Below are 20,062 nucleotides of genomic sequence, written 5' to 3' on the forward strand. Positions count from 1 at the left end.
CGGGTTTCGTGAATCCCGTTGGAAAAGTTAGAGAATGTTCAGCGTGATGACCGAAGTCGCGTCGATCTTGCCCGTGGTGGGCGGCTGGTTGCCGACGCGCAGCACGGTGGCTTCGAGATCGAAACCGGACTCCATCGCGCCGCCCGGCTTCTGAACGAGCATGCTGCTCGCATCGCCGGGCTTGAGCAGGGTGCCGGTCGTTTTGTCGCGGAGACGGATCGCGAGGTGCTGGGCGCCGGTATTCTGGATCAGCGCGGGGTTGTCCGAGTCTCGAGGCGCGCTGAGCGTGGCGGTGATCGACGCCGGGGGCGTCGGGCCCGAGCAGAGCACCCGGAAGTTCACGGGGCGCGTCGGGCCGGTTGTCTGCGAAACGTCATAGGGGCCGAACTGCCCGAAGTCGATGTTCAGCGTGCTGCTGTCGACGCGGCAGCTCGGCAACACCCGGAGCGACACGTTGCCGGAGTAGATGTTGGTGACGGCCACACCGGGATTGCCGTCGCCATAGGTTCGGGCGACATGGCCGAAGCTCGTCGTCGAAAAGCTCGGGATGTCGTTGCTGGTCTTGACCAGATCGATCCTGTATTTTGCGCCGTTGCCGTAATTGACCGGCTGCGTGCCCGGGGTGGACGGATTTTCCTTCCAGTTGTTCGTGTAAGGCACGACGCTGGTGCTGCCGCTGGCGCGAACGTAGTTGAGCCGAAACCCGACGCCTGGCACGTTGGTATCGTAAATCTTGCCGCCGAGCGACGAAAGCTTGGGAGGGGTGATGAACTCCACATTGATCGTGCCGGTCGGCGGATCGCAGGCGATGAAAATCATCTCGGGCGTGGGAGCGGACTCACCGCTGACGAGCGGGCTGCCGATCGGCAGATCGGGGTCGACGTCGACGACCCCGGCCGGAAAGCTGATATTGAACGTCGTCAATATCTGGTTCGGCATGGGCCGTGTTTCGGCCCACCGCTCCGACTCCGCTTGAGTAACGGGCCGACACGCCGCCAGCACGGCCGGCGACGCGGACAGCAGGCACGCGGCAGCAAGGATAACTCGGGTCTTTTTCATCATTTGAATGCGCTGAAGACGATGAGAGGGCGAGGCGCTCAGATGTCGACGGCGTCCCATTGCGCGAGAAGCTCGGCAGGGATCACGTTCGCCAGCTCCGAGAAGCGCTTGCCGACCATGCGTTCGGATTGCCGGAGCAGCACGACGACGGGGCTGCTCGGCTCGTTTTGCTCGAACCACAGGCGCGTTTCCTGAATCGTTGCGAGCGCGCTCCAGCGATCCATCGGCCGCGCGTCATGCGTGGTCCGGGCCGCGGCGCCGGCTTCGTGCGGCGTCGCTTCGGTCGGCGGGCTCGCCGTCGCCTCCGGTGCCGAAGCCGGCTCCACCGGTGCATCGGACGGACCGGCGGCAACCGGTGCGCGGCCCGCGTCGAGGGCCGTCCGCGCGAACGGCTGCAGCAGTTTCACGATGCCGTCGAGATCGGGCGCATCGGCCTGCAACGTGTCGCGTGTCAGCGCGACGATCTCGGCGACGGCGCGTTGCGCATCCGCCAGTGCGACGATCGCGGCGTCGCGCCGGTTCCACAGTTCGCCGAGCAGCCGGCTCGCCGATTCCGGCGCGAGCGCGTCCTTCGCGCGCGGGACCGCGAACGCCTTCTCGATGTCGCGCAACTGCAGTTGCAGACCGGCGGTTTTCGGCAGCCGGATGTCGCGGGCGTCAGCCAGTGCCGCGTCGGCGTCGGCGAGCGCGGCGATCGCGTTCGAGTAGACGATCGGATCGCGCTCGCCGTCGAGCACCGGCATCGGATGCAACGCCTCGCCGTAGCGCTCGAGCATCTGCAGCAGCACCGCGATGCCGTCGCGCAGCCCTTCGGCGCCGCTTTGGCGGATCCGGCAGCGGGTCAGGATCGTGAGCAGCCGCAGGTCCTTGGTGCGTAGCAGCAGCGCGCGGCAGTCGCGCTCGGCTTCGGCCCAGTTCGCCTGCTGCGGCGCATCGACGAAATCGCCGTATTGCGCATCCGTGCGTGGTGCGACGGCCGCTTGCAGCATCACGAAGGCTGGGTCGTATTCGAGATCGGGGCCGCATGGATCGTCGGCCGATACGGGTTCGAGCAGGTCGATGTAGCGCGCGAGCGGGTCGTGTGCGGGAGCATTCATGCCGGATTCTCCAGTTGATCGCAGTATTTCTCGGGCTCGAACACCATGCCGACCACCGGTTTGTCGTCCAGCGATTGGCCGAGCCAGGTCGAATAGCCGAGCCGGTGCGAGCTGTCGGCGCGCGCCGGCGGCGCGGCACGCGGCTTGACCAGCAGCTTGATTTCCCAGTCGTATTCGAGACCGACGAACGCGCGGACCCAGTCGACCAGCGTCGGGAGATCGTCGCCATGCGGCGTGAGACGCAGGTACTGGTCGAGATCGAGCGGCCCGATCACGAGACGGAACTTGTGCTGGCAGTCGGGGATCATGTCGCCCAGCAGTGCACCCTCGCCCATGATCGTCGACGGTGCGGGCGCGCCGAGCAGGCAGCGCTCGGGGCCGGTGATCTGAATCCAGTGCGGCACGAACTCGTCGACGGCCACCGGTACGCCGAAGTAATGGGACAGCGTTGCCGCCAGGCCGTCCGGATTGCGCGCCTCGCGCACCAGGTGCGCCGAGGCCGCATAGCGCGCATGCGGCGGCGGGTGCGTACGCGCGGCTTCGTCCGGATCGGTGCCCATCAGGCTGCCGATATAGAACGAGAAGGTTTCCTGCGACGGCCGGTCGAGCGAGACGGTCGCCTGTGCCGACGCCCACGCCCGGTAGAACAGCGTGAGCGCCCGATGATGGAACAGGTTGGCGAATGCAATGAGCGTCTTGTCCTGATGGCTCTCCGCACGGCTGTACGCCAGTTCCGTCATGTGGAGCGGAAGCGGGCCCTGCGGACCCCACAGTCCAAGCCCGAAGAGCCGGACGTCGAGCCGTCCGCCCTGCACGCCGAGCGCTGCGATTTCGCGCGGCGCGAACGCCATCGACGGTTGCTGGCCGACGCGGAAGGGTTCCTGCCGCGGCAAACGCGCCGTGCCGGGCAGCGGCTGGACGGTGTCGCGCGCGCTGATCGCGCGCAGCAGGCTGAGGAAGCCGGCCTGCCACGGCGTGTGCTCGTCGAACCACGCGCGCAGTGAATCGGGATGCAGCGGCGAGCCGTCGTTGACCGGCACCGAGTCGAATGCGTCCATCGCTTACACGGCCCCCCGCCCGCCCATGCGCGGTTTCCAGCGCGTCACGAGGCCGCGCTGCATCGAGCGCAGCTCCGTCTCGGTGAAGACATTGATCGATACGTGTCGGGCCAGGTATTGCTCGAGCACGAGGCCGAACAGATAGGGGCTCACTCCGGAAAAGCCGGTCTCGTCGACCGTCAGTTCGCAGCGCACGCCACGCCCGTAGACGAGCAGCCCGTGATCCGGAAGGCGCCGGACGACGGGCTCGGTGCGCGCCCCGACGAGGCTCTCGATCTGCGTGCGCTGTTCGTGCTCGCTCGTCCCGACGAACAGCCGCAGCATGTTGCGCAGCGCCTGGCCGCCGTCGCGATGGTCGAGCTCCGCGAGCGGCATGTAGTTGAAGCTCAACTGGCGGATCAGCCGCCATGCCGTCTCGCCCGTCGCATAGGGTTCGCGCGGCGTGCTCGGCGGATGCACGAGACTCACGCCTTCGATCGGCACCGAGTCCTGCATCGTGAGGTCGCTGAACCCGTTGCGCGGAATCAGGCGCGGCAGATCGCGATTGGTCAGCCACGCGTCGACGGACAGATAGCGGATCGCGTCGTCGTAGGGTGCTTCGGCCTGATCGACGAGCGACACGAATACTTCGGTGCCGACGTACTCGCTGCGGGTGCCGTATTTGCGCGCGTTGGCCGACATCGCGCGCGGCTCGCGCAGAATCGAAAAGTAGCGCCCGTAATTGCCGATGTCGCTGTGCAGCGTCTGGTACAGCGGATTGAACGTCACTTCGGTCGACGTTTCGGCTTTCTGGCCGAATACGCGCGACACCGAGAAGACTTCGTAATCGAGCGGGCGGCTGCGGTCCGGAATCAGATGGAACGCGGTCAGCGCGCGGTTGATCTCGATCCGGTCGGTGCGCCGGGGAAACAGGTTGACGATCGGCGTGCAGAACAACTGGAAGCTCGACGCATCGACGTGTGTCGTCAGTTCGTCGGGCAGTCGGTCGAGCAGCAGCACGACTTCCGCTTCCTTGCCGTCGATCCTGGACAAGCCGGCCTGCAACTGCGTCAGCACGAAGAAATAGAAGCGCTGCCGGCAGGTGAAGTACTCGTGCAGCAGGTTGTGCCCGTGGAACGTATTCCACATTTGCGGCAACAGGCTCTGGTCGGGGCGAAGGCCTTCGAAATCGACCGGATGCTTGGCGACGACCGTGCAATCGTCGCGGGTGGCGCCGTGTGCGCGCACGACCGACGCGATGCCGCCGGCATGGATCAGTTCGAACAGATGCGACGCGATCCGTTCGTCGCCGCCGATATAGAGCGACAGCCTGTCGAGCCCGGTGATTTGCGAGAACTTGATCTCGCCCACCGTGCGCAGCCGCAACCGGAGCGCGCCGCGCAGCCGCATGTGCGGCATCAGTGTGCGCTGCAGGTCCGGAAGGTCCGGCGGGACGGCCGTCAGCTTCGCGTCGACGATCTCGATCGGCCAAAGCGTGATTTCATGGCCGCTGCGGAACTCGCAGGCGGTCCGCTCGCCCGGCGGGATCGACGAGCGCAATACGCTGTGGCGCGGCACCGTGAAACCCTTGCTGAAGTTGCCTTCGCGCAGGCTCGGGCGCAGCTTCGCCACGGCCATGGACGGCGTCGGCGCAACGTAGTTCGGATACACGACCTCGAGCAGGCGCTGCGTGAAGCGCGGGAATTCCGCGTCGAGCTTGAGCTGCGTACGGGCCGACATGAAGCAGAACGCCTCGATCATCCGTTCCACGTAAGGATCGGCTGTCTCGATGCCGTGCATGCCGAGGCGGCGGGCGATCTTCGGGTGCTGCGCGGCGAACTCCGCGGACAGCTCGCGCATGTAGGTCAGTTCGCGGTTGTAGTGGTCGAGAAATCTGGGATCCATATCAATGTTCGATGCGAGCGCCAGGATCGAGCGTCACCTTGTTCGATTCGATGTCGAAGGTGCTCTGGATCAGGAATTCGAGGGGGTACGGCGACCATTGCATCAGCCCGCGAATCTCGAACGCGAGCTTGTTGTAGCTGGCGGCTTCGCGCCCCGCGATGGGGCGAATCGCGATCGAATCCGCGAGCAGGCGCGGCTCGAAGCGGACGATCGCCGTCTTGACGAGCGTCTCGATCGTTTCCCAGTTGCGGTCGCTCAGGTAGCTTCCCGACAACGGCGGCACGCCATAGTTGACGACGGACGCGGCGGCCTGCGGATAGCGCGCGGCGTCCAGCTCGCCATCGAGATTGGTCGAGTTCAGCAGCAGCGCGAGATCGCGTTGAATGATCCGGCGCATGCCTTCGCCGTTCGGCGCATACGCGCGGGCGGTTTCGTGGCGCGCGTGCGGCGCGTCGTCCTGCAGCCGGTCAAGCAGGGACGGCAGGTACGCGGGCCGGTGCTGGTCTTCAGGATGACGTGCCATCGGTGTCTTCGTCCGTGAAGCGGCAGCCGCCGATATCCAGCAGGCCCCAGTCGCCGCGGTTGGTCGTCCAGGTTTTTTGGCCTAGCGCGATCACGTTCGTGTCGCCGAGATCCTGCCAGCGGGTTTCGCGTGCGAGCCGAATGGTGGCCGGGCCGTGCTCGGAGCCGGGGTAGCGGGTCGGTACGTAGCCGCGGAGAACCGTCGCGTCGCGCAGGATCAGCGTGGCAGGGCGCCATACGAGATCGGTCAACGTGCCGATCGGGGTGAGCGTGAGCGACTTGATACGGGCGAACGGAATCCACCGGTAACCGCCTGCCACGGCCATTTCGCAGATCGGACCGAGGCGCGTGTCGCTGTCGGTCAGCCAGTCGAAGTCGCCCATTTCGGCGCTTTCGCCCCGGCTCGCGGGCGCCGCGTCGAGCGCGAACTCGCGCAGTGCGTCGGCGCCCGCGACGTCGCCGGCGCCCAGACGCGCATTCGCCTGCAGCAACCGCTCGACCCACGCGGGCGCCGCTTCATCGACGAAGCCGGGCGTGCGCGTGCCGGCGAATACCTCGGCGCGAAACATCTCGCTTTCGATGAGGCCGCGATGCAGTTGCGCGCGCGCGGTGCCCTCGGGCTCGAGCGTCGCCCAGGTCTGCAACTGCTTGAGCGCGCGTTCCCAGTCGCCGTAGACGCACAGCAACTGGAAAAGCAGCCAGCGTTCCGCCGGATCGGACGGTCGCCGCCGCACCGCTTCGATGGTTTGCTCTTTCAGCGCGTCGAGCGACTGGGTCTGCAGCAGGTTCTGTACCGTTGGGCGGCCGGTGGCGGTATCACGGGCGTTCATCGTCATGTTGTTCGGTCGTTGAAGTGTCGGTGAAGGTGGTCAGCATCGGGAAATGGCTATCGACGCTGATCAGGTGATGCTCGCGACGCGCGAGCAGCGCGGCCGTCGGAAAGTGCGGACGCGGCCGTTGCGCAGGCGCGAGCAGGTGGAGGACGTCGTGGCGTGCGTCGTCGACGAACAACTCGTCGGACAGGAACGGGTTCATGCCGTCGAGCACCCGGTCGATTTGCTGGCGCGCGTCGAGCAGATCACTCAGCAGCGAGCCGGTCCGATAGCGCTCGGTATCGAGGAACGGGTCGGGCGGCAACGGGACCGCGATCTGCGGCGGCTCTATTTCCTTCATCGCGTGCACGGCGGACCGCTCGCGGTGGATCAGCGCCCGCCGGTATTCGGCGAGCAGCGCGTCGAGCGGGTCGCCGTTGTCGAGATCGGGCGAGACCGGTGCGACCACGCCGAGCGGTTCCTCGTCCAGCACGGTGCGCGGCGGGTCGCCGTGCGCGCCGTTCGATGTCGCGTCCGCCAGCGCCGTCAGATCGACGAACCCGGCCGGCTCGCTGCGCGGCAGCGCATTGCCCAGCGCGATCAGGTCGACGGGCGCCGGCGCGTCGTCCTGCGCGATGGCGGAGGACGGCAGGCCGATAGTCAACTCGTCGACGCCGACCGTGACCGTCTCGCCGAGCCGAACCTCACATGCGCGATGTCGCGGCACCAGGGTGGCGCCGACGCGGCAGGCGAGTGCTTCGCAGTGATTTTCCAACTGGATGCGGCCATCGGCGTCGATGAGGAAGACCACATGGTCGGTGAGCGGATTCGCATCGCCCGACACCGCGGCGAATTCGCCGGACGACGCCGAATACGCGCAGCGGTCCCGGCCGAGCGCGTGCTGCACCGGCGCGCGCGGCGCGCGGCCGCCCCGCCGGACGAGCTTCGCGAACGGCGGCGGCGCGGGATCGGCCGGCTGATGGTCGGGCGTCGTGCAATCGGGCTCGCGAGCCGCGTTCCTGCTCATTTTCGGCATAACGGTTGATCAGTAAAAAGCGAGGGTTTTATCGGTGCAGCGGCATGGCGCACGTGCCTCATTAATTCGAGATAAAGGGGCGCTTCGTTTCGGATTAATTCGAGATAAATCCGGCGAGCAAGCGAGAATGAAGGTGCGATCGACGATTCGAGCGGGAATATTAGCGTGCGCCGGTTTCGAGGTATATCGGAATTGTTCTAAATGTACGGGTCGTATTTCGTGCAGCGACTTCGAAAGTCGGGGCGGCATGACTGTCGCGACGGATGTCGGGGCGCCCGTGGTGGCGGCGATGTGACCCGCCAGGGCGCCGTGCGAGGCGATTTGGGACGAACGCGCGGGGATGGAGGCATGCGGTCCTTTTCGCGAAAAAGCGGATGAAAAAATAATACTTGTCCGATTGATAGATGAATGATGTGGGAGGTAATGTTGGCGGTTTTGATTTAGCCTCCGCGGCGACGGATGACGTGACTGTATTCACGTTGGTCTTGCTTGCGGCGCGACTTATTTCCAGATCGATCTCATGACAATTTCAAGGCAGGCCTTATTCGGCAAACTGGGGCATTCGCTGTTCCGAAGCGTCGAATCCGCCACGACTTTCTGCAAGCTGCGCGGCAATCCTTACGTCGAACTGGTGCATTGGCTGCATCAACTGCTGCAGGCGCCCGACGGCGACCTCCAGCGGATCATCCGGCACTGCGACGTCGACTCCGAGGCACTCGATCGGGACGTGCTGCGCGCGCTGGCCGCGCTGCCGGCCGGCGCGAGTTCGATCAGCGATTTCTCCCATCACGTCGAAACCGCCGTCGAGCGCGCATGGGTGCTGGCATCCCTGGATTTCGGCGACCGCCGGATCCGCGGCGCTTGGCTCGTCGCCGCGCTGGTCAGGACGCCCGAACTGCGCCGGGTGCTGCTGTCGATCTCTCCGGCGTTCGGCAAGATCCCGGTCGAGAACCTCGGCGAGATGCTGCCCGCGTGGATCGACGGCTCGCCGGAGGCAGCGGATGCGCCGTATGACGGGACCGACTTCGGCGGCGCGGTGCCCGGCGAGGCCGCCGGCGCGCTTGCGCCCGCGGGGGCCGGCGGCTCGCCGCTCGAGCAGTACTGCAGCGATTTGACGGCGCGCGCGCGCGCCGGCGAGATCGATCCGGTCGTCGGCCGCGAACTCGAGATCCGCACGATGATCGATGTCCTGTTGCGGCGGCGTCAAAACAATCCTTTGCTGACAGGCGAGGCGGGCGTCGGCAAGACGGCCGTGGTCGAGGGGCTCGCGCGCGCGATCGTCGACGGCGACGTGCCGCCGAAGCTGGCCGACGTGCGTCTGCTGAGTCTCGACGTCGGCGCGCTGCTCGCCGGCGCGAGCATGAAAGGTGAATTCGAGGCACGCCTGAAGGGCGTGCTCGAGGCGGCAACGAAGTCGGCGGTACCCGTCATCCTGTTCGTCGACGAGATTCATACGCTGATCGGTGCGGGCGGCCAGGCCGGCACGGGCGACGCGGCAAACCTGCTGAAGCCGGCGCTCGCGCGCGGCACGCTGCGCACGGTCGGCGCGACGACCTGGGCCGAGTACAAGCGCCATATCGAAAAGGATCCGGCGCTGACGCGGCGCTTCCAGGTGCTCCAGGTGCCGGAGCCCGAGGAGGCGGCGGCGATCGACATGGTGCGCGGGCTCGCGCGCACTTTCTCGCGGCATCACGGCGTCGTGGTGCTCGACGAGGCGATTCGCGCCGCGGTCACGCTGTCGCATCGGTACATTCCGTCACGGCAACTGCCGGACAAGGCGATCAGCCTGCTCGACACCGCTTGCGCGCGCGTGGCGCTGTCGCAGCACGCGCCGCCGCGCGAGCTGCAGAACGTGCGCCAGCGCCTGCAGGCGGCGCAAGTCGAATGCGACCTGCTCGATCAGGAGCGATGCATCGGCCTGGGCGACGCGGACGCGCTGGCCCGCACGCAGGCGCGCATCGCCGAGCTGGAGCGCGAGGCGGCGAACGTCGATGCACGCTGGCGCGCGCAGGCCGACGCCGCGCAAGCGCTGTTGAGCGCGCGCGAGGCGGTGCGCGAGGCCGCCGACAGCGTGTCGGCCGACCGGCTGCAGGCGCTCGAGCGTGCGCTCGTGGAGCGGCAGGGCGAGGCCGCGTTCGTTTTCCCGGAAGTGAACGAGGCGATCGTCGCGGCGATCGTGTCGGACTGGACCGGTATTCCGGTGCGCCGGATGGTCACCGACGAGGTTGCCGCGGTGCGCACGCTGCCCGACACGCTCGCGGCGCGCGTGATCGGTCAGCCGGACGCGCTGCAGCAGATCGGCGAGCGCGTGCAGACCGCGCGCGCGGGGCTGACGGATCCGAAAAAACCGCTGGGCGTGTTCATGCTGGCCGGCCCGTCCGGCGTCGGCAAGACCGAGACGGCGCTGGCGCTGGCCGAAGCGCTGTACGGCGGTGAGCAGAACCTGATCACGATCAACATGAGCGAGTATCAGGAAGCCCATACGGTGTCCGGGCTGAAGGGCGCGCCGCCCGGCTACGTCGGTTACGGCGAGGGCGGCGTCCTGACCGAGGCGGTGCGGCGCCGGCCGTACTCGGTGGTGTTGCTCGACGAGATCGAGAAGGCGCATCCCGACGTGCACGAAATGTTCTTCCAGGTGTTCGACAAGGGCTACATGGAGGACGGCGACGGGCGCTACATCGATTTCCGCAACACCACGATCCTGCTGACGAGCAACACGGGCTCCGAGCTGATCGCGAGCCTGTGTTCCGACGAGACGCTCGCGCCTCGTGCGGATGCGCTGTGCGCGGCGCTCGGGCCGGTATTGCTGAAAACGTTCCCGGCCGCGTTCCTTGGCCGCGTGACCGTGGTGCCGTACAGGCCGCTCGCACAGGCGGCGCTGGCGCAAATCGTGCGGCTGCATCTGGATCGTGTAGTGACGCGCATGGCGGACGGGCACGCGGTGGCGTTCGGCTATGCGCCAGCGGTGCTCGACTACATCGTCGAGCGCTGTCTCGTCCAGGAAACCGGCGCGCGGCTGCTGATCGGCTTCATCGAGCAGCACGTGCTGCCGCGGCTCGCCGCGCACTGGCTCGATGCGCTGGCGTCGCAGCGCACACTCGCACGTGTCGACCTCGAGGTGATCGACGCGAACGCGGTACCCGCGGAGGCCTTCGTGTTCCGCGCATCCTACGCGCACGCGGGCGATTGACGTACATCGGTACCACCCGATACGAGGCGCTCGCTCCGTGCGGCGTATCGGGCGCGCATCGTCGTCGCCTATTGCAGGATCAGCCTCAGATGGGCATCCGCCTGCTCGCCCGGCGGTTTCTGAAACCCGCCCTTCGCGAACCGATGCCACCGGCCGATCACGTAGCTGACGAGCAGGCTCGCGCGGGCGCCGGGATCGTAGTCGGCCGGCAGCACGAACGGCGCCGCGCCCTCGTGCGGCGCATTCGCCTCGGTGCGCGCGACCCGCAGGCATTGCTTGACCGTCGCCTCGATGCGGTCGAGCAACTGGTTCACGCGCTCGGTCAGTCGCTCGTCCTCGCCGACCAGCGCCTCGCCGGTCAGCACGCGCGTCATGCCCGGGTTCTTCGCGGCGAAATTGAGCATCGTCAACGCGATCGTGCGCGCCTGCAGCACGCCGTTCGGCTCCTTCGCGACGATCTGGTTGACGAGCCCGAAGAGCGCCTGCTCGATGAACTCGATCAGCCCTTCGTACATCTTCGCCTTGCTGGTGAAGTGCCGGTACAGCGCGGCTTCGGACACGTCGAGCCGGGCCGCGAGCGCGGCGGTCGTGATTTTCTCGGGTTTCGGAGCCTCGAGCATCGCGGCGAGCGTCTGCAGGATCATCACGCGCCGCTCGCCCGGCTTCGGGCGCGGGCGAGAGGGTGTGGCCTGGCCTTCCGTTACGGCTTGGTCCTGCGGGTAAGTCGGCTGCATTTCTGTCGCCCCGATCGTGTGCCCAGTCGCAGCGATTTTAACGAACGAATGCGCTGGTCGACATAATGAGGGCGTCCGGTTGCCGGCAGATGACCGGGCAGGTGGCCGGTGATCCATACGGTACCGATGCCCAGACGCTTGTAGCGCTTCAGGTGGCCGCGCGTATCCTCGACGAGGATCGCGTCGGCGAGCCGCGCATGCGCGGCGCGCAGCGTCCGGCGCAGCATCGCAGGGTCGGGCTTCGCGCGCCACGTGCGGCGGTCGCGCATGTGCTCGATCGCGATCACGCGCTCGAACAGCCGCTCGATGCCCAGCTCGCGCAGCACCGCACGCGCATAGTTTTCCGGCGCGTTGGTCAGGATCAGCTTGCGGCCCGGCAGCGCGGCGACGATGCGCGCAAGGCCGCGCTCGGCGCGCACCATCGCGGGCAGGTCGGAAAACGTGTGGACCACGCGCAGGAAATCGTGGGGATCGATCGGATGATGGCGCGTGAGGCCGAGCAGCGCGGCGCCGTAGCGCTCGGTGTAGCCGATTCGCAGCCGGTCGGCTTCGGCGCGCTCGACCTGCAGCGCGTCGATGATGTATTGCGTCATCGCACGGTTGATCTCGGGAAAGATCGCGTGCGACGCGTGGTGCAGCGTATTGTCGAGATCGAACAGCCACACGGGCGCGCCGGCGCGCGGCCGGCTGCGGGAGATGCGCCGGCGCCGCAGCGACGCCGGCAGGCCGGGGCTGGCAGGCGGGCGGCGCGCGCTCAATGCGAGCGGATCATCGTGCCGAACGGCTGCTCGGTCAGGATTTCCAGCAGCACCGAGTGCTCGATGCGGCCGTCGACGATGTGTACCGACTTCACGCCGCTCTTCGCGGCGTCGAGCGCCGACGAAATCTTCGGCAGCATGCCGCCCGAGATCGTGCCGTCCTCGAACAGCGCGTCGATCTCGCGTGCGGACAGGTCGGTCAGCAGGTTGCCGTCCTTGTCCATCACGCCGGGGATGTTGGTCATCATCAGCAGCTTCTCGGCGTTCAGCACCGTGGCCAGCTTGCCCGCGACGAGGTCTGCGTTGATGTTGTACGACAGGCCGTCCTCGCCGAAGCCGATCGGCGAGATCACCGGAATGAACGCGTCGTCCTGCAGCGCCTTCACGACTGCCGGGTTGATCGCCTCGACTTCGCCGACCTGGCCGATGTCGATGTACTGGCCCGGGTTGTCGCGATCCGGCATCAGCAGCTTGCGCGCATGGATCAGGCCGCCGTCCTTGCCCGTGAGGCCCACCGCGTGACCGCCGAAGTGGTTGATCAGCATCACGATGTCCTGCTGCACTTCGCCGCCCAGCACCCATTCGACGACTTCCATCGTTTCTTCGTCGGTGACGCGCATGCCCTGGATGAAGGTGCCGGCCTTGCCGATCTTCTTCAGCGCGTGATCGATCTGCGGACCGCCGCCGTGGACGATCACCGGGTTGATGCCGACCAGTTTCAGCAGGATCACGTCGCGCGCGAAGCCCTGCTTGAGCCGCTCCTCCGTCATCGCGTTGCCGCCGTATTTGATGACCACGGTCTTGCCGTGGTAGCGGCGGATGTACGGCAGCGCCTCCGCGAGGATTTCTGCTTTCAGCGTGGGGGCGATCTGCGAGAGGTCGATGGGCTCTGACATGGCGGCGGCTCTGGCTGGGAACGGTTGAAACAGGCCGAATTGTACAGGAGTGGCGCAGCGCAGCATCGGTTTTTGGGCTGGCCGGACGGTGGGTCGCGCAGGTCGGCCGGCGCGCGCGGCGGCCCGCCGGCCAAGGCTCCCGCTGCCGCGGCGGCGCGCGGGGCGGGCCCGCGCCCGGCGCATCAGGCGGGCGCGGCGGCAGCCGTCGGCCAGACGGCCGACGTGCAAAATCCGTCGGCCGCGCTATGCTAGTCGCGTAGGGCGACGTTCGTGCCCGCTTCCGCACCTCGACCATGACCGATTCCGCCGCCGACGCCCGTTCGGCCCCGCGCCGTGCGCGTTGTCCGCACTGCGGGCGCGGTTTCGACTGCGGCGCGCACACGCAGCCGTTCGACTGCTGGTGCGCTGCGATGCCGGTCTTGCCGGGCGACACGGCCCCGGCAGCCCGCGCGCGCTGCCTCTGCCCGGAATGCCTCGCCGACGAGATCGCGCGGCGCATGGCGGCGGCGCCCGGCTGACGTCGCTCGCTCGCGCACCCGGGCGCCGCGCCGGGGCGTCCGACCGTCCATTCGTCCTTCCCGATCCGGCCCCGTGGAGGCGCCGCCCGCTAAACGGGTAAACTGCTCGGATGCAACGAATCACCACCACCGGGCGCGTCAACCTCAGCCACCTGTTCTGGCTGCGCAATCTCGCGATCATCGGCCAGCTCGTGACGATCGGCGTCGTGCAGACCTATTTCGGCGTGCACCTGCCGTTGCCGGCGATGCTGATGGTCATCGCGCTCGAAATCGTTTTCAACGCGCTGACCTGGGTGCGCGTGCTGCGCGCGCGGCCCGAGACCAATTTCGAGCTGCTCGGCCAGCTGTGGGTCGACCTCGGCGCGCTGTCCGCGCTGCTGTTCCTGTCGGGCGGCACGACCAATCCGTTCGTGTCGCTGTACCTGCCGTCGCTCGCGATCGCCGCGGCCGTGCTGCCGTGGCACCTGATGATCTGGCTCGCGGCGTTCGCGGTGGCCTGCTACGCGGCGCTCGGCTTCGATTCGGTGCCGCTCAACATGGACAATCCGGCGAACCTGTTCGACTACTACCGTACCGGCATGTGGGCGAACTTCATGGTCAGCGTCGGGCTGATCGCGTGGTTCGTCGCGCGCATGTCGAATGCGCTGCGCCAGCGCGACGCGGCGCTCGGCGAGGCGCAGCAGCACCTGCTGCGCGACGAGCGGGCGGTTGCGCTCGGCGTGCAGGCCGCCACCGTCGCACATGAAATGGGCACGCCGCTGTCGACGATCGCGATGCTCGCCGAGGAGTTGCGCGATGCGGCGCGCGCCGATCCGGGGCTCGCGCGCTACGAGGCCGACCTGAAGGTGCTCGAGGAACAGATGACGCTCTGCACGTCGGCGCTCGCGCGCCTGCGCAGCCGCGCGAGCGCGCCGGCGAGCCGCCAGCCGGTGGACGACTGGCTCGACACGTTCGTCGAGCACTGGCGCCTGCGGCATCCGCACGTGCAGTTCGAGCTGCTCGGTGCGCGCCCGGCCGGCGTCGCGCTCGACGATACCGTCGCGGCCGGCCAGATCCTGACGATCCTGCTCGACAACGCCGCGCGCGCGAGCCCGCAGCGCGTGACGCTCGCGGCGAAGGTCGCGCATGGCGGCACGGCCGACGAAATCGAATTCGAAGTATGCGACGACGGGCCCGGCATTCCGGCCGCGCTGCGCGAATCGCTCGGCGCGATGCCGGTCGACAGCACGCAGGGCGGGCACGGCGTCGGCCTGTACCTCGCGTTCAGCGCGGCCGCGCGGCTCGGCGGCGAGATCGAGCTGTCCGATGTCACGCCGCGCGCCCCGAGCGGCAACGGGCGGGCCGGCGGCGCGGCAAACGGCCACGCGGCGGCCGCATCGGGACAACGCACGGGCGCACGTACGGTCGACCGGCCAGCCGGCACGCCGGAGAGCCGCCCGGCCGGCGCAGCGGCCGGGCGCGGCACGCGGGCCGTGCTGCGCCTGCCGGTCGTGCGCGTCGCGATGCCGGCGGCCTCAACCAACACGTAGACGGAGAAACCACATGAGCGAGAACAATTTCCTGGTGATCGACGACAACGAGGTGTTCGCGGGCACGCTCGCGCGCGGCCTCGAGCGCCGCGGTTACGCGGTCCAGCAGGCGCACGACAAGGAAGCGGCGCTCAGGCTCGCCGCGGGCGGCAAGTTCCAGTTCATCACCGTCGACCTGCATCTCGGCGAGGATTCGGGGCTGAGCCTGATCGCGCCGCTGTGCGACCTGCAGCCCGATGCGCGGATCCTGGTGCTGACCGGTTACGCAAGCATCGCGACCGCCGTGCAGGCCGTGAAGGAAGGCGCCGACAACTACCTCGCGAAGCCGGCGAACGTCGAGTCGATCCTCTCCGCGCTGCAGACCAACGCGACCGAAGTGCAGGCCGACGAGGCGCTCGAGAATCCGGTCGTGCTGTCGGTGGACCGGCTCGAATGGGAGCACATCCAGCGCGTGCTGGCCGAGAACAACAACAACATTTCGGCGACCGCGCGCGCGCTGAACATGCACCGCCGCACGCTGCAGCGCAAGCTCGCGAAGAAGCCGGTGCGGCAGTAAGCGGCGCACCAATGAAAACGGGCGACCCCCGAAGGGGCCGCCCGTCTCTCGTCCCGCACTGCGCGCGTTACAGCACGTAGCGCGACAGGTCTTCGTCCTGCGACACTTCGCCGAGCGCGCGATCGACATACTTCGCGTCGATCGTCACGCGCTCGCCCGCATGGTTGCCGGCCGAGAACGACACTTCCTCGAGCAGCTTCTCGATCACCGTGTACAGCCGGCGCGCGCCGATGTTCTCGGTTTTCTCGTTGACCGCGAACGCGATCTCGGCGAGGCGCCGGATGCCGTCGTCGGCGAATTCGAGCTGCACGTCCTCGGTCGCGAGCAGCGCCTGGTACTGTTTGACGAGGCTTGCGTCGGTCGCGACGAGGATCGCTTCGAAATCGTTCACCGACAGCGAATCGAGCTCGACGCGGATCGGGAAGCGGCCTTGCAGTTCGGGAATCAGATCGCTCGGCTTCGCCAGGTGGAACGCGCCGCTCGCGATGAACAGGATGTGATCGGTCTTCACCATCCCGTACTTCGTGTTGACCGTCGTGCCTTCGACGAGCGGCAGCAGGTCGCGCTGCACGCCCTGGCGCGACACTTCGCCGCCGCTGCCTTCGTTGTTGCGCGACGTGATCTTGTCGATCTCGTCGAGGAACACGATGCCGTTCTGCTCGACGTTCTGCACGGCCTTCGTCTTCACTTCCTCTTCGTTCAGCATCTTCGCCGCTTCCTCGTCGGTCAGCAGCTTCAGCGCTTCCTTGATCTTCACCTTGCGGCGCTGCTTCTTGCCGCTGCCGAGGTTCGAGAACATCGAGCGGATCTGCTCGGTCATCTCTTCCATGCCCGGCGGCGCCATGATGTCCATGCCGACCGACGGCTGCTCGAGGTCGAGCTCGACTTCCTTGTCGTCGAGCTGGCCTTCGCGCAGGCGCTTGCGGAAGGTCTGGCGCGTCGCGTTGTTGTCGTCGTTGGCGTGATCGGCATTGCCGCCGAAACCCACCGCGCGCGGTTGCGGCAGCAGGATGTCGAGAATGCGGTCTTCCGCCTGGTCGGTGGCCTTGCTGCGCACCTTGCGCATTTCGGTCTCGCGCGTCTGCTTGACCGAGGTCTCCATGAGGTCGCGCACGATGCTGTCGACGTCGCGGCCGACGTAGCCGACTTCGGTGAACTTGGTGGCCTCGATCTTGATGAACGGCGCATCGGCGAGCTTCGCGAGGCGGCGCGCGATTTCGGTCTTGCCGACGCCCGTCGGCCCGATCATCAGGATGTTCTTCGGCGTGATTTCCGTGCGCAGCGGATCGGCGACCTGCTGGCGGCGCCAGCGGTTGCGCAGCGCGACGGCGACGGCCTTCTTCGCCTTGTTCTGGCCGATGATGTGCTTGTCGAGTTCCGAGACGATCTCGGCAGGGGTCATGGTGCTCATGGGGCGGTCCTTACTCGATCGTTTCGATGATGCGGTTGTGGTTCGTGTAGATGCACATGTCGCCGGCGATCCCGAGCGACTTCTCGACGATCTCGCGCGGTGACAGTTCGGTGTTCTCGACGAGCGCGCGGGCCGCTGCCTGCGCGTACGCGCCGCCCGAGCCGATCGCGCAGATGCCGCCTTCCGGATCGAGCACGTCGCCGTTGCCGGTGATGACGAGCGTGGTGTTCGCATCGGCCGTGATCAGCATCGCCTCGAGGCGGCGCAGCATCCGGTCGGTGCGCCAGTCCTTCGCGAGCTCGACGGCCGCGCGGGTCAGGTTGCCCTGGTGCTTCTCGAGCTTCGCCTCGAAGCGGTCGAGCAGCGAGAACGCATCGGCGGTGCCGCCCGCGAATCCGACCAGTACCTGGTTGTTGTAGATCCGCCGCACTTTCCGCGCGCCACCCTTCATGACGATGTTGCCGAGGGTTACCTGGCCGTCGCCGCCGAGCGCGACCTTGTCGCCGCGCCGGACCGAAACGATGGTCGTGCCGTGAAATTGCTCCATCTGCGTTCCTTGAGAAAAACGGGGAAGAGTCGGGCGGCGCGACGCGCCGCCGCGTGAATCCGCAGTGCGCCAGGGAGCGGCCCGGCGCGCGTCCGTTTCATTTTAGGGCGGGCGCCGGGATATCAAGAGGGGGAGGCAAATCGGTCGGCGCAAGCCCGTTAGCAGGGGAACAGGCCCTGAACCGGTGCCGGAAAACAAAAAGCGCGCGGCAGGCCGCGCGCTTTCGGGAAGCAGCGTGTGTCGGAGCGGAATGCCGCTCGATCAGTCGCCGAACAGCTTCTGGCGCAGCTCGCGGCGCTCCTGCGCCTCGAGCGACAGCGTGGCGGTCGGACGCGCGAGCAGGCGCGGAATGCCGATCGGCTCGCCCGTTTCCTCACACCAGCCGTAATCGCCGGAATCGATGCGGGCGAGCGACTGCTGAACCTTCTTGAGGAGCTTGCGTTCGCGATCGCGCGTGCGCAGCTCGAGCGCGTGCTCTTCCTCGATCGTCGCGCGGTCGGCGGGATCGGGGACGATCACCGTCTCGCGCAGGTTCTCGGTCGTCTGGCCTGCATTCTTGAGGATGTCCGCCTGCAACTGTTCGAGCCGATTTTTGAAGAAGGCGAGCTGATCCTCATTCATGTAATCCTTGTCGCTCATCTTCAGGATTTCGGCTTCGGTCAAGAGTTTCTTCGTCATCTGCTTGCTTCTTCAATGTGCGGCAAATCAAGAGATATTGCCTGCACTTTGGGATTACCCGCAACCGCGCTTGCAATCATTTGCGATTTGCCGCCGCGGGGCCGAAAGCCTCTGGAAAACCGGTTCTCAAATACCAGGATAGGCCTGGCGCAGATTTGCGCGCGCTGCGAACCGGTGTGCTGCGCGGCACATCGCATCGGCCGCGGCCGGGAGGCGGATTGGCGATCCGGCGCGGTTGCGATGCCCGGAAAACTGGTTCAGCAAGAACCGGGCCTGTTTGTTGCCGTACTCCAGCGGGCACGTATTGTAACTGAATCGCAAGCGGGCGCCGTATCGGGTCGATCCCCGTCGGCTGCGCCAATATCTAGAAAATATAACGCGCAAATCGCGAAAAAGCGATGACGGCGAAACCCTGCCCGGCAAAGGCGTCGCGCGGCGGCCCCCGCCGCCTCGCAGGCGGCCGGGCAGCAAGGGCGCGGCGGGCGCCTGCGCGGGTCAGGCGAGGCAGGCGTCGAGGCCGTCGGTGATCAGGTCCTGCGGCAGATCGACGCCGATGAACACCATCTTGTTGGTCTTCTTCTCGACCGGCAGCCACTTCGCCGCGAGGTCGCTGCCCATCATCTGGTGCACGCCCTGGAACACGACCTTGCGGTCGACGCCCTTCATGTACAGCACGCCCTTGTAGCGCAGCATCCGCTCGCCGTAGATCTGCAGAATGCCGCCGAGGAAGTCTTCCAGCTTGTTCGGATCGAACGGGCGGTCGTTGCGGTACACGAACGACTTGATCTTGTCGTCGTGGTGCGCGTGGTGGTGATGGTGGTGGCCGTGGTCGTGATCGTGCGCGCATTGGCCGTGATCGTGGTCGCAATTCGCGTGATCGTGATCGTGGCCGTGATCATGGCCGTGATCGTGGTGGTCGTGCGCGTGATCGTCCTCGGCGAGGAAATCGGGATCGATCTCGAGCTTGGCATTCAGGTTGAAGCCGCGCAGGTCGAAGATTTCCTTGATGTCCGCCTCGCCGAAATTCACGACCTTGATCGCGGCCTTCGGGTTCATGTGCATCAGGCGGTGCTTGAGGCCGGCGACGGTCTGGTCGTCGACGAGATCCGACTTCGTGATGAACAGGCGGTCGGCGAAACCGACCTGGCGCTGCACCACTTCGTGTTCGTCGAGCTGCGCGTTCGCGTGCTTCGCGTCGACCAGCGTGATGACCGCGTCGAGCAGGAAATCGTCGGCGATCTCGCTGTCGATGAAGAAGGTCTGCGCGACGGGGCCCGGGTTCGCGAGGCCGGTCGTCTCGATCACGATGCGGTCGAAGTCGAGCTTGCCTTCGCGCTTCTTCGCGGCCAGATCGCCGAGCGCGCGGGCGAGGTCGCCGCGGATCGTGCAGCAGATGCAGCCGTTGCTCATCTGGATGATCTGCTCGTTCGAATCCTGCACGAGGATTTCGTTGTCGATGTTCTCTTCGCCGAACTCGTTCTCGATCACGGCGATCTTCATGCCGTGCTGTTCGTTCAGGATGCGCTTGAGCAGCGTCGTCTTGCCGCTGCCGAGGAAGCCGGTAAGGATGGTGACGGGAGTGGCCATGTCGGTCGCCTGTGGTTCGTGAATCGGGGTCAAAACCAGGATGTGCGTCGCGCCCTCGCGCTGCGAGCCGGGGCGCACAACCATCCATTGAAACATACCTGTCAAGCCCCCGCCCGTCGTCCGGACGACAGGGGCAAGCGTCGGCCCGACAGGCGGGGCCGGCGGACCGGGGTGTCCGCCAAGATCGGGG

Annotated in this window: 18 protein-coding genes; 4 read left to right on the forward strand and 14 right to left on the reverse strand. The window is 67.0% G+C overall.

The features are described 5' to 3' along the window. Positions 1 to 27: 27 nt before the first annotated feature. The 7 genes from WS64_RS11805 to WS64_RS11835 all read right to left on the reverse strand — a co-directional run bounded on the left by WS64_RS11805 (position 28) and on the right by WS64_RS11835 (position 7,468). Positions 28 to 939 carry a fimbrial protein gene (locus WS64_RS11805; RefSeq protein WP_244166551.1) on the reverse strand — a complete coding sequence of 304 codons (912 nt, stop codon included), beginning with the start codon at positions 937 to 939 and terminating at the stop codon, positions 28 to 30. Between the two features lie 158 nt (positions 940 to 1,097). Continuing rightward, positions 1,098 to 2,156, reverse strand: coding sequence for a type VI secretion system protein TssA (locus WS64_RS11810; RefSeq protein ID WP_060966523.1), 1,059 nt, complete (start codon positions 2,154 to 2,156; stop codon positions 1,098 to 1,100). Beyond that, the gene (tssG, locus tag WS64_RS11815) at positions 2,153 to 3,214 is read right to left on the reverse strand and encodes a type VI secretion system baseplate subunit TssG (RefSeq protein WP_059584015.1); all 1,062 of its coding nucleotides are present in this window, start codon (positions 3,212 to 3,214) and stop codon (positions 2,153 to 2,155) included. The genes WS64_RS11810 and tssG overlap by 4 nt, the downstream gene beginning before the upstream one ends. A gap of 3 nt (positions 3,215 to 3,217) precedes the next feature. Then, positions 3,218 to 5,098, reverse strand: coding sequence for a type VI secretion system baseplate subunit TssF (gene tssF / locus WS64_RS11820; RefSeq protein WP_059642570.1), 1,881 nt, complete (start codon positions 5,096 to 5,098; stop codon positions 3,218 to 3,220). 1 nt (position 5,099) lies between these two features. Further along, on the reverse strand, positions 5,100 to 5,621 hold the full coding sequence (gene tssE / locus WS64_RS11825) for a type VI secretion system baseplate subunit TssE (RefSeq protein ID WP_060966524.1): 522 nt from the start codon (positions 5,619 to 5,621) through the stop codon (positions 5,100 to 5,102). After that, positions 5,605 to 6,456 (reverse strand): type VI secretion system accessory protein TagJ, encoded by an 852-nt coding sequence (locus WS64_RS11830; RefSeq protein ID WP_060966525.1) that lies wholly within the window; start codon positions 6,454 to 6,456, stop codon positions 5,605 to 5,607. Before WS64_RS11830 ends, tssE begins: the two co-directional genes overlap by 17 nt. Beyond that, positions 6,437 to 7,468: a TagK domain-containing protein gene (locus tag WS64_RS11835; RefSeq protein WP_081103818.1), complete on the reverse strand. Its 1,032-nt coding sequence runs from the start codon at positions 7,466 to 7,468 to the stop codon at positions 6,437 to 6,439. The genes WS64_RS11830 and WS64_RS11835 overlap by 20 nt, the downstream gene beginning before the upstream one ends. Before the next feature lie 520 nt (positions 7,469 to 7,988). Between WS64_RS11835 and tssH the strand changes: the two genes are divergently transcribed. Continuing rightward, entirely contained in the window at positions 7,989 to 10,658 is a 2,670-nt protein-coding gene (gene tssH / locus WS64_RS11840) for a type VI secretion system ATPase TssH (protein WP_060966526.1), read from the forward strand. A gap of 68 nt (positions 10,659 to 10,726) precedes the next feature. Here the strand turns inward: tssH and slmA are convergent, their stop codons facing one another. From slmA to argB, 3 genes are read right to left on the reverse strand one after another with little or no spacing between them, the layout of a single operon-like run. Then, positions 10,727 to 11,392, reverse strand: coding sequence for a nucleoid occlusion factor SlmA (gene slmA / locus WS64_RS11845; protein ID WP_059584006.1), 666 nt, complete (start codon positions 11,390 to 11,392; stop codon positions 10,727 to 10,729). Then, positions 11,359 to 12,150 (reverse strand): pyrimidine 5'-nucleotidase, encoded by a 792-nt coding sequence (locus WS64_RS11850; RefSeq protein WP_059642560.1) that lies wholly within the window; start codon positions 12,148 to 12,150, stop codon positions 11,359 to 11,361. Before WS64_RS11850 ends, slmA begins: the two co-directional genes overlap by 34 nt. After that, entirely contained in the window at positions 12,147 to 13,046 is a 900-nt protein-coding gene (gene argB, locus WS64_RS11855; RefSeq protein WP_006490510.1) for an acetylglutamate kinase, read from the reverse strand. The genes WS64_RS11850 and argB overlap by 4 nt, the downstream gene beginning before the upstream one ends. 293 nt (positions 13,047 to 13,339) lie before the next feature. Between argB and WS64_RS11865 the strand changes: the two genes are divergently transcribed. The 3 genes from WS64_RS11865 (at position 13,340) to WS64_RS11875 (ending at position 15,649) form a co-directional block, all read left to right on the forward strand. After that, entirely contained in the window at positions 13,340 to 13,564 is a 225-nt protein-coding gene (locus tag WS64_RS11865; protein WP_059584003.1) for a cysteine-rich CWC family protein, read from the forward strand. A 110-nt stretch (positions 13,565 to 13,674) separates the two neighbouring features. Then, the gene (locus WS64_RS11870; RefSeq protein WP_060966528.1) at positions 13,675 to 15,093 is read left to right on the forward strand and encodes an ATP-binding protein; all 1,419 of its coding nucleotides are present in this window, start codon (positions 13,675 to 13,677) and stop codon (positions 15,091 to 15,093) included. 13 nt (positions 15,094 to 15,106) lie between these two features. Beyond that, positions 15,107 to 15,649 carry a response regulator transcription factor gene (locus WS64_RS11875; protein WP_059642552.1) on the forward strand — a complete coding sequence of 181 codons (543 nt, stop codon included), beginning with the start codon at positions 15,107 to 15,109 and terminating at the stop codon, positions 15,647 to 15,649. Positions 15,650 to 15,716: 67 nt separating this feature from the next. Here WS64_RS11875 and hslU read toward each other — a convergent pair whose 3' ends face one another. From hslU to WS64_RS11895, 4 genes are all read right to left on the reverse strand, one after another. After that, positions 15,717 to 17,060: an ATP-dependent protease ATPase subunit HslU gene (hslU, locus tag WS64_RS11880; protein WP_059584000.1), complete on the reverse strand. Its 1,344-nt coding sequence runs from the start codon at positions 17,058 to 17,060 to the stop codon at positions 15,717 to 15,719. A gap of 10 nt (positions 17,061 to 17,070) precedes the next feature. After that, positions 17,071 to 17,607 carry an ATP-dependent protease subunit HslV gene (gene hslV, locus WS64_RS11885; protein WP_059583998.1) on the reverse strand — a complete coding sequence of 179 codons (537 nt, stop codon included), beginning with the start codon at positions 17,605 to 17,607 and terminating at the stop codon, positions 17,071 to 17,073. A 261-nt stretch (positions 17,608 to 17,868) separates the two neighbouring features. Beyond that, positions 17,869 to 18,285, reverse strand: coding sequence for an RNA polymerase-binding protein DksA (gene dksA / locus WS64_RS11890; RefSeq protein ID WP_006477498.1), 417 nt, complete (start codon positions 18,283 to 18,285; stop codon positions 17,869 to 17,871). A 495-nt stretch (positions 18,286 to 18,780) separates the two neighbouring features. Continuing rightward, positions 18,781 to 19,968 (reverse strand): CobW family GTP-binding protein, encoded by a 1,188-nt coding sequence (locus tag WS64_RS11895; RefSeq protein WP_208606835.1) that lies wholly within the window; start codon positions 19,966 to 19,968, stop codon positions 18,781 to 18,783. Positions 19,969 to 20,062: the final 94 nt, after the last annotated feature.

Source organism: Burkholderia anthina (assembly GCF_001547525.1).
Lineage (GTDB): Bacteria > Pseudomonadota > Gammaproteobacteria > Burkholderiales > Burkholderiaceae > Burkholderia > Burkholderia semiarida.

Excerpts from the sequence above, each read along its gene's own strand:
- WS64_RS11810 (WP_060966523.1), bottom strand. The coding sequence starts at position 2,156 with ATGAATGCTCCCGCACACGACCCGCTCGCGCGCTACATCGACCTGCTC.
- WS64_RS11865 (WP_059584003.1), top strand. The coding sequence starts at position 13,340 with ATGACCGATTCCGCCGCCGACGCCCGTTCGGCCCCGCGCCGTGCGCGT.
- WS64_RS11870 (WP_060966528.1), top strand. The coding sequence starts at position 13,675 with ATGCAACGAATCACCACCACCGGGCGCGTCAACCTCAGCCACCTGTTC.
- argB (WP_006490510.1), bottom strand. The coding sequence starts at position 13,046 with ATGTCAGAGCCCATCGACCTCTCGCAGATCGCCCCCACGCTGAAAGCA.
- tssE (WP_060966524.1), bottom strand. The coding sequence starts at position 5,621 with ATGGCACGTCATCCTGAAGACCAGCACCGGCCCGCGTACCTGCCGTCC.
- WS64_RS11875 (WP_059642552.1), top strand. The coding sequence starts at position 15,107 with ATGAGCGAGAACAATTTCCTGGTGATCGACGACAACGAGGTGTTCGCG.
- hslU (WP_059584000.1), bottom strand. The coding sequence starts at position 17,060 with ATGAGCACCATGACCCCTGCCGAGATCGTCTCGGAACTCGACAAGCAC.
- tssF (WP_059642570.1), bottom strand. The coding sequence starts at position 5,098 with ATGGATCCCAGATTTCTCGACCACTACAACCGCGAACTGACCTACATG.
- WS64_RS11805 (WP_244166551.1), bottom strand. The coding sequence starts at position 939 with ATGCCGAACCAGATATTGACGACGTTCAATATCAGCTTTCCGGCCGGG.
- tssH (WP_060966526.1), top strand. The coding sequence starts at position 7,989 with ATGACAATTTCAAGGCAGGCCTTATTCGGCAAACTGGGGCATTCGCTG.
- WS64_RS11835 (WP_081103818.1), bottom strand. The coding sequence starts at position 7,468 with ATGCCGAAAATGAGCAGGAACGCGGCTCGCGAGCCCGATTGCACGACG.
- tssG (WP_059584015.1), bottom strand. The coding sequence starts at position 3,214 with ATGGACGCATTCGACTCGGTGCCGGTCAACGACGGCTCGCCGCTGCAT.
- dksA (WP_006477498.1), bottom strand. The coding sequence starts at position 18,285 with ATGACGAAGAAACTCTTGACCGAAGCCGAAATCCTGAAGATGAGCGAC.
- hslV (WP_059583998.1), bottom strand. The coding sequence starts at position 17,607 with ATGGAGCAATTTCACGGCACGACCATCGTTTCGGTCCGGCGCGGCGAC.
- WS64_RS11830 (WP_060966525.1), bottom strand. The coding sequence starts at position 6,456 with ATGACGATGAACGCCCGTGATACCGCCACCGGCCGCCCAACGGTACAG.
- WS64_RS11895 (WP_208606835.1), bottom strand. The coding sequence starts at position 19,968 with ATGTTTCAATGGATGGTTGTGCGCCCCGGCTCGCAGCGCGAGGGCGCG.
- slmA (WP_059584006.1), bottom strand. The coding sequence starts at position 11,392 with ATGCAGCCGACTTACCCGCAGGACCAAGCCGTAACGGAAGGCCAGGCC.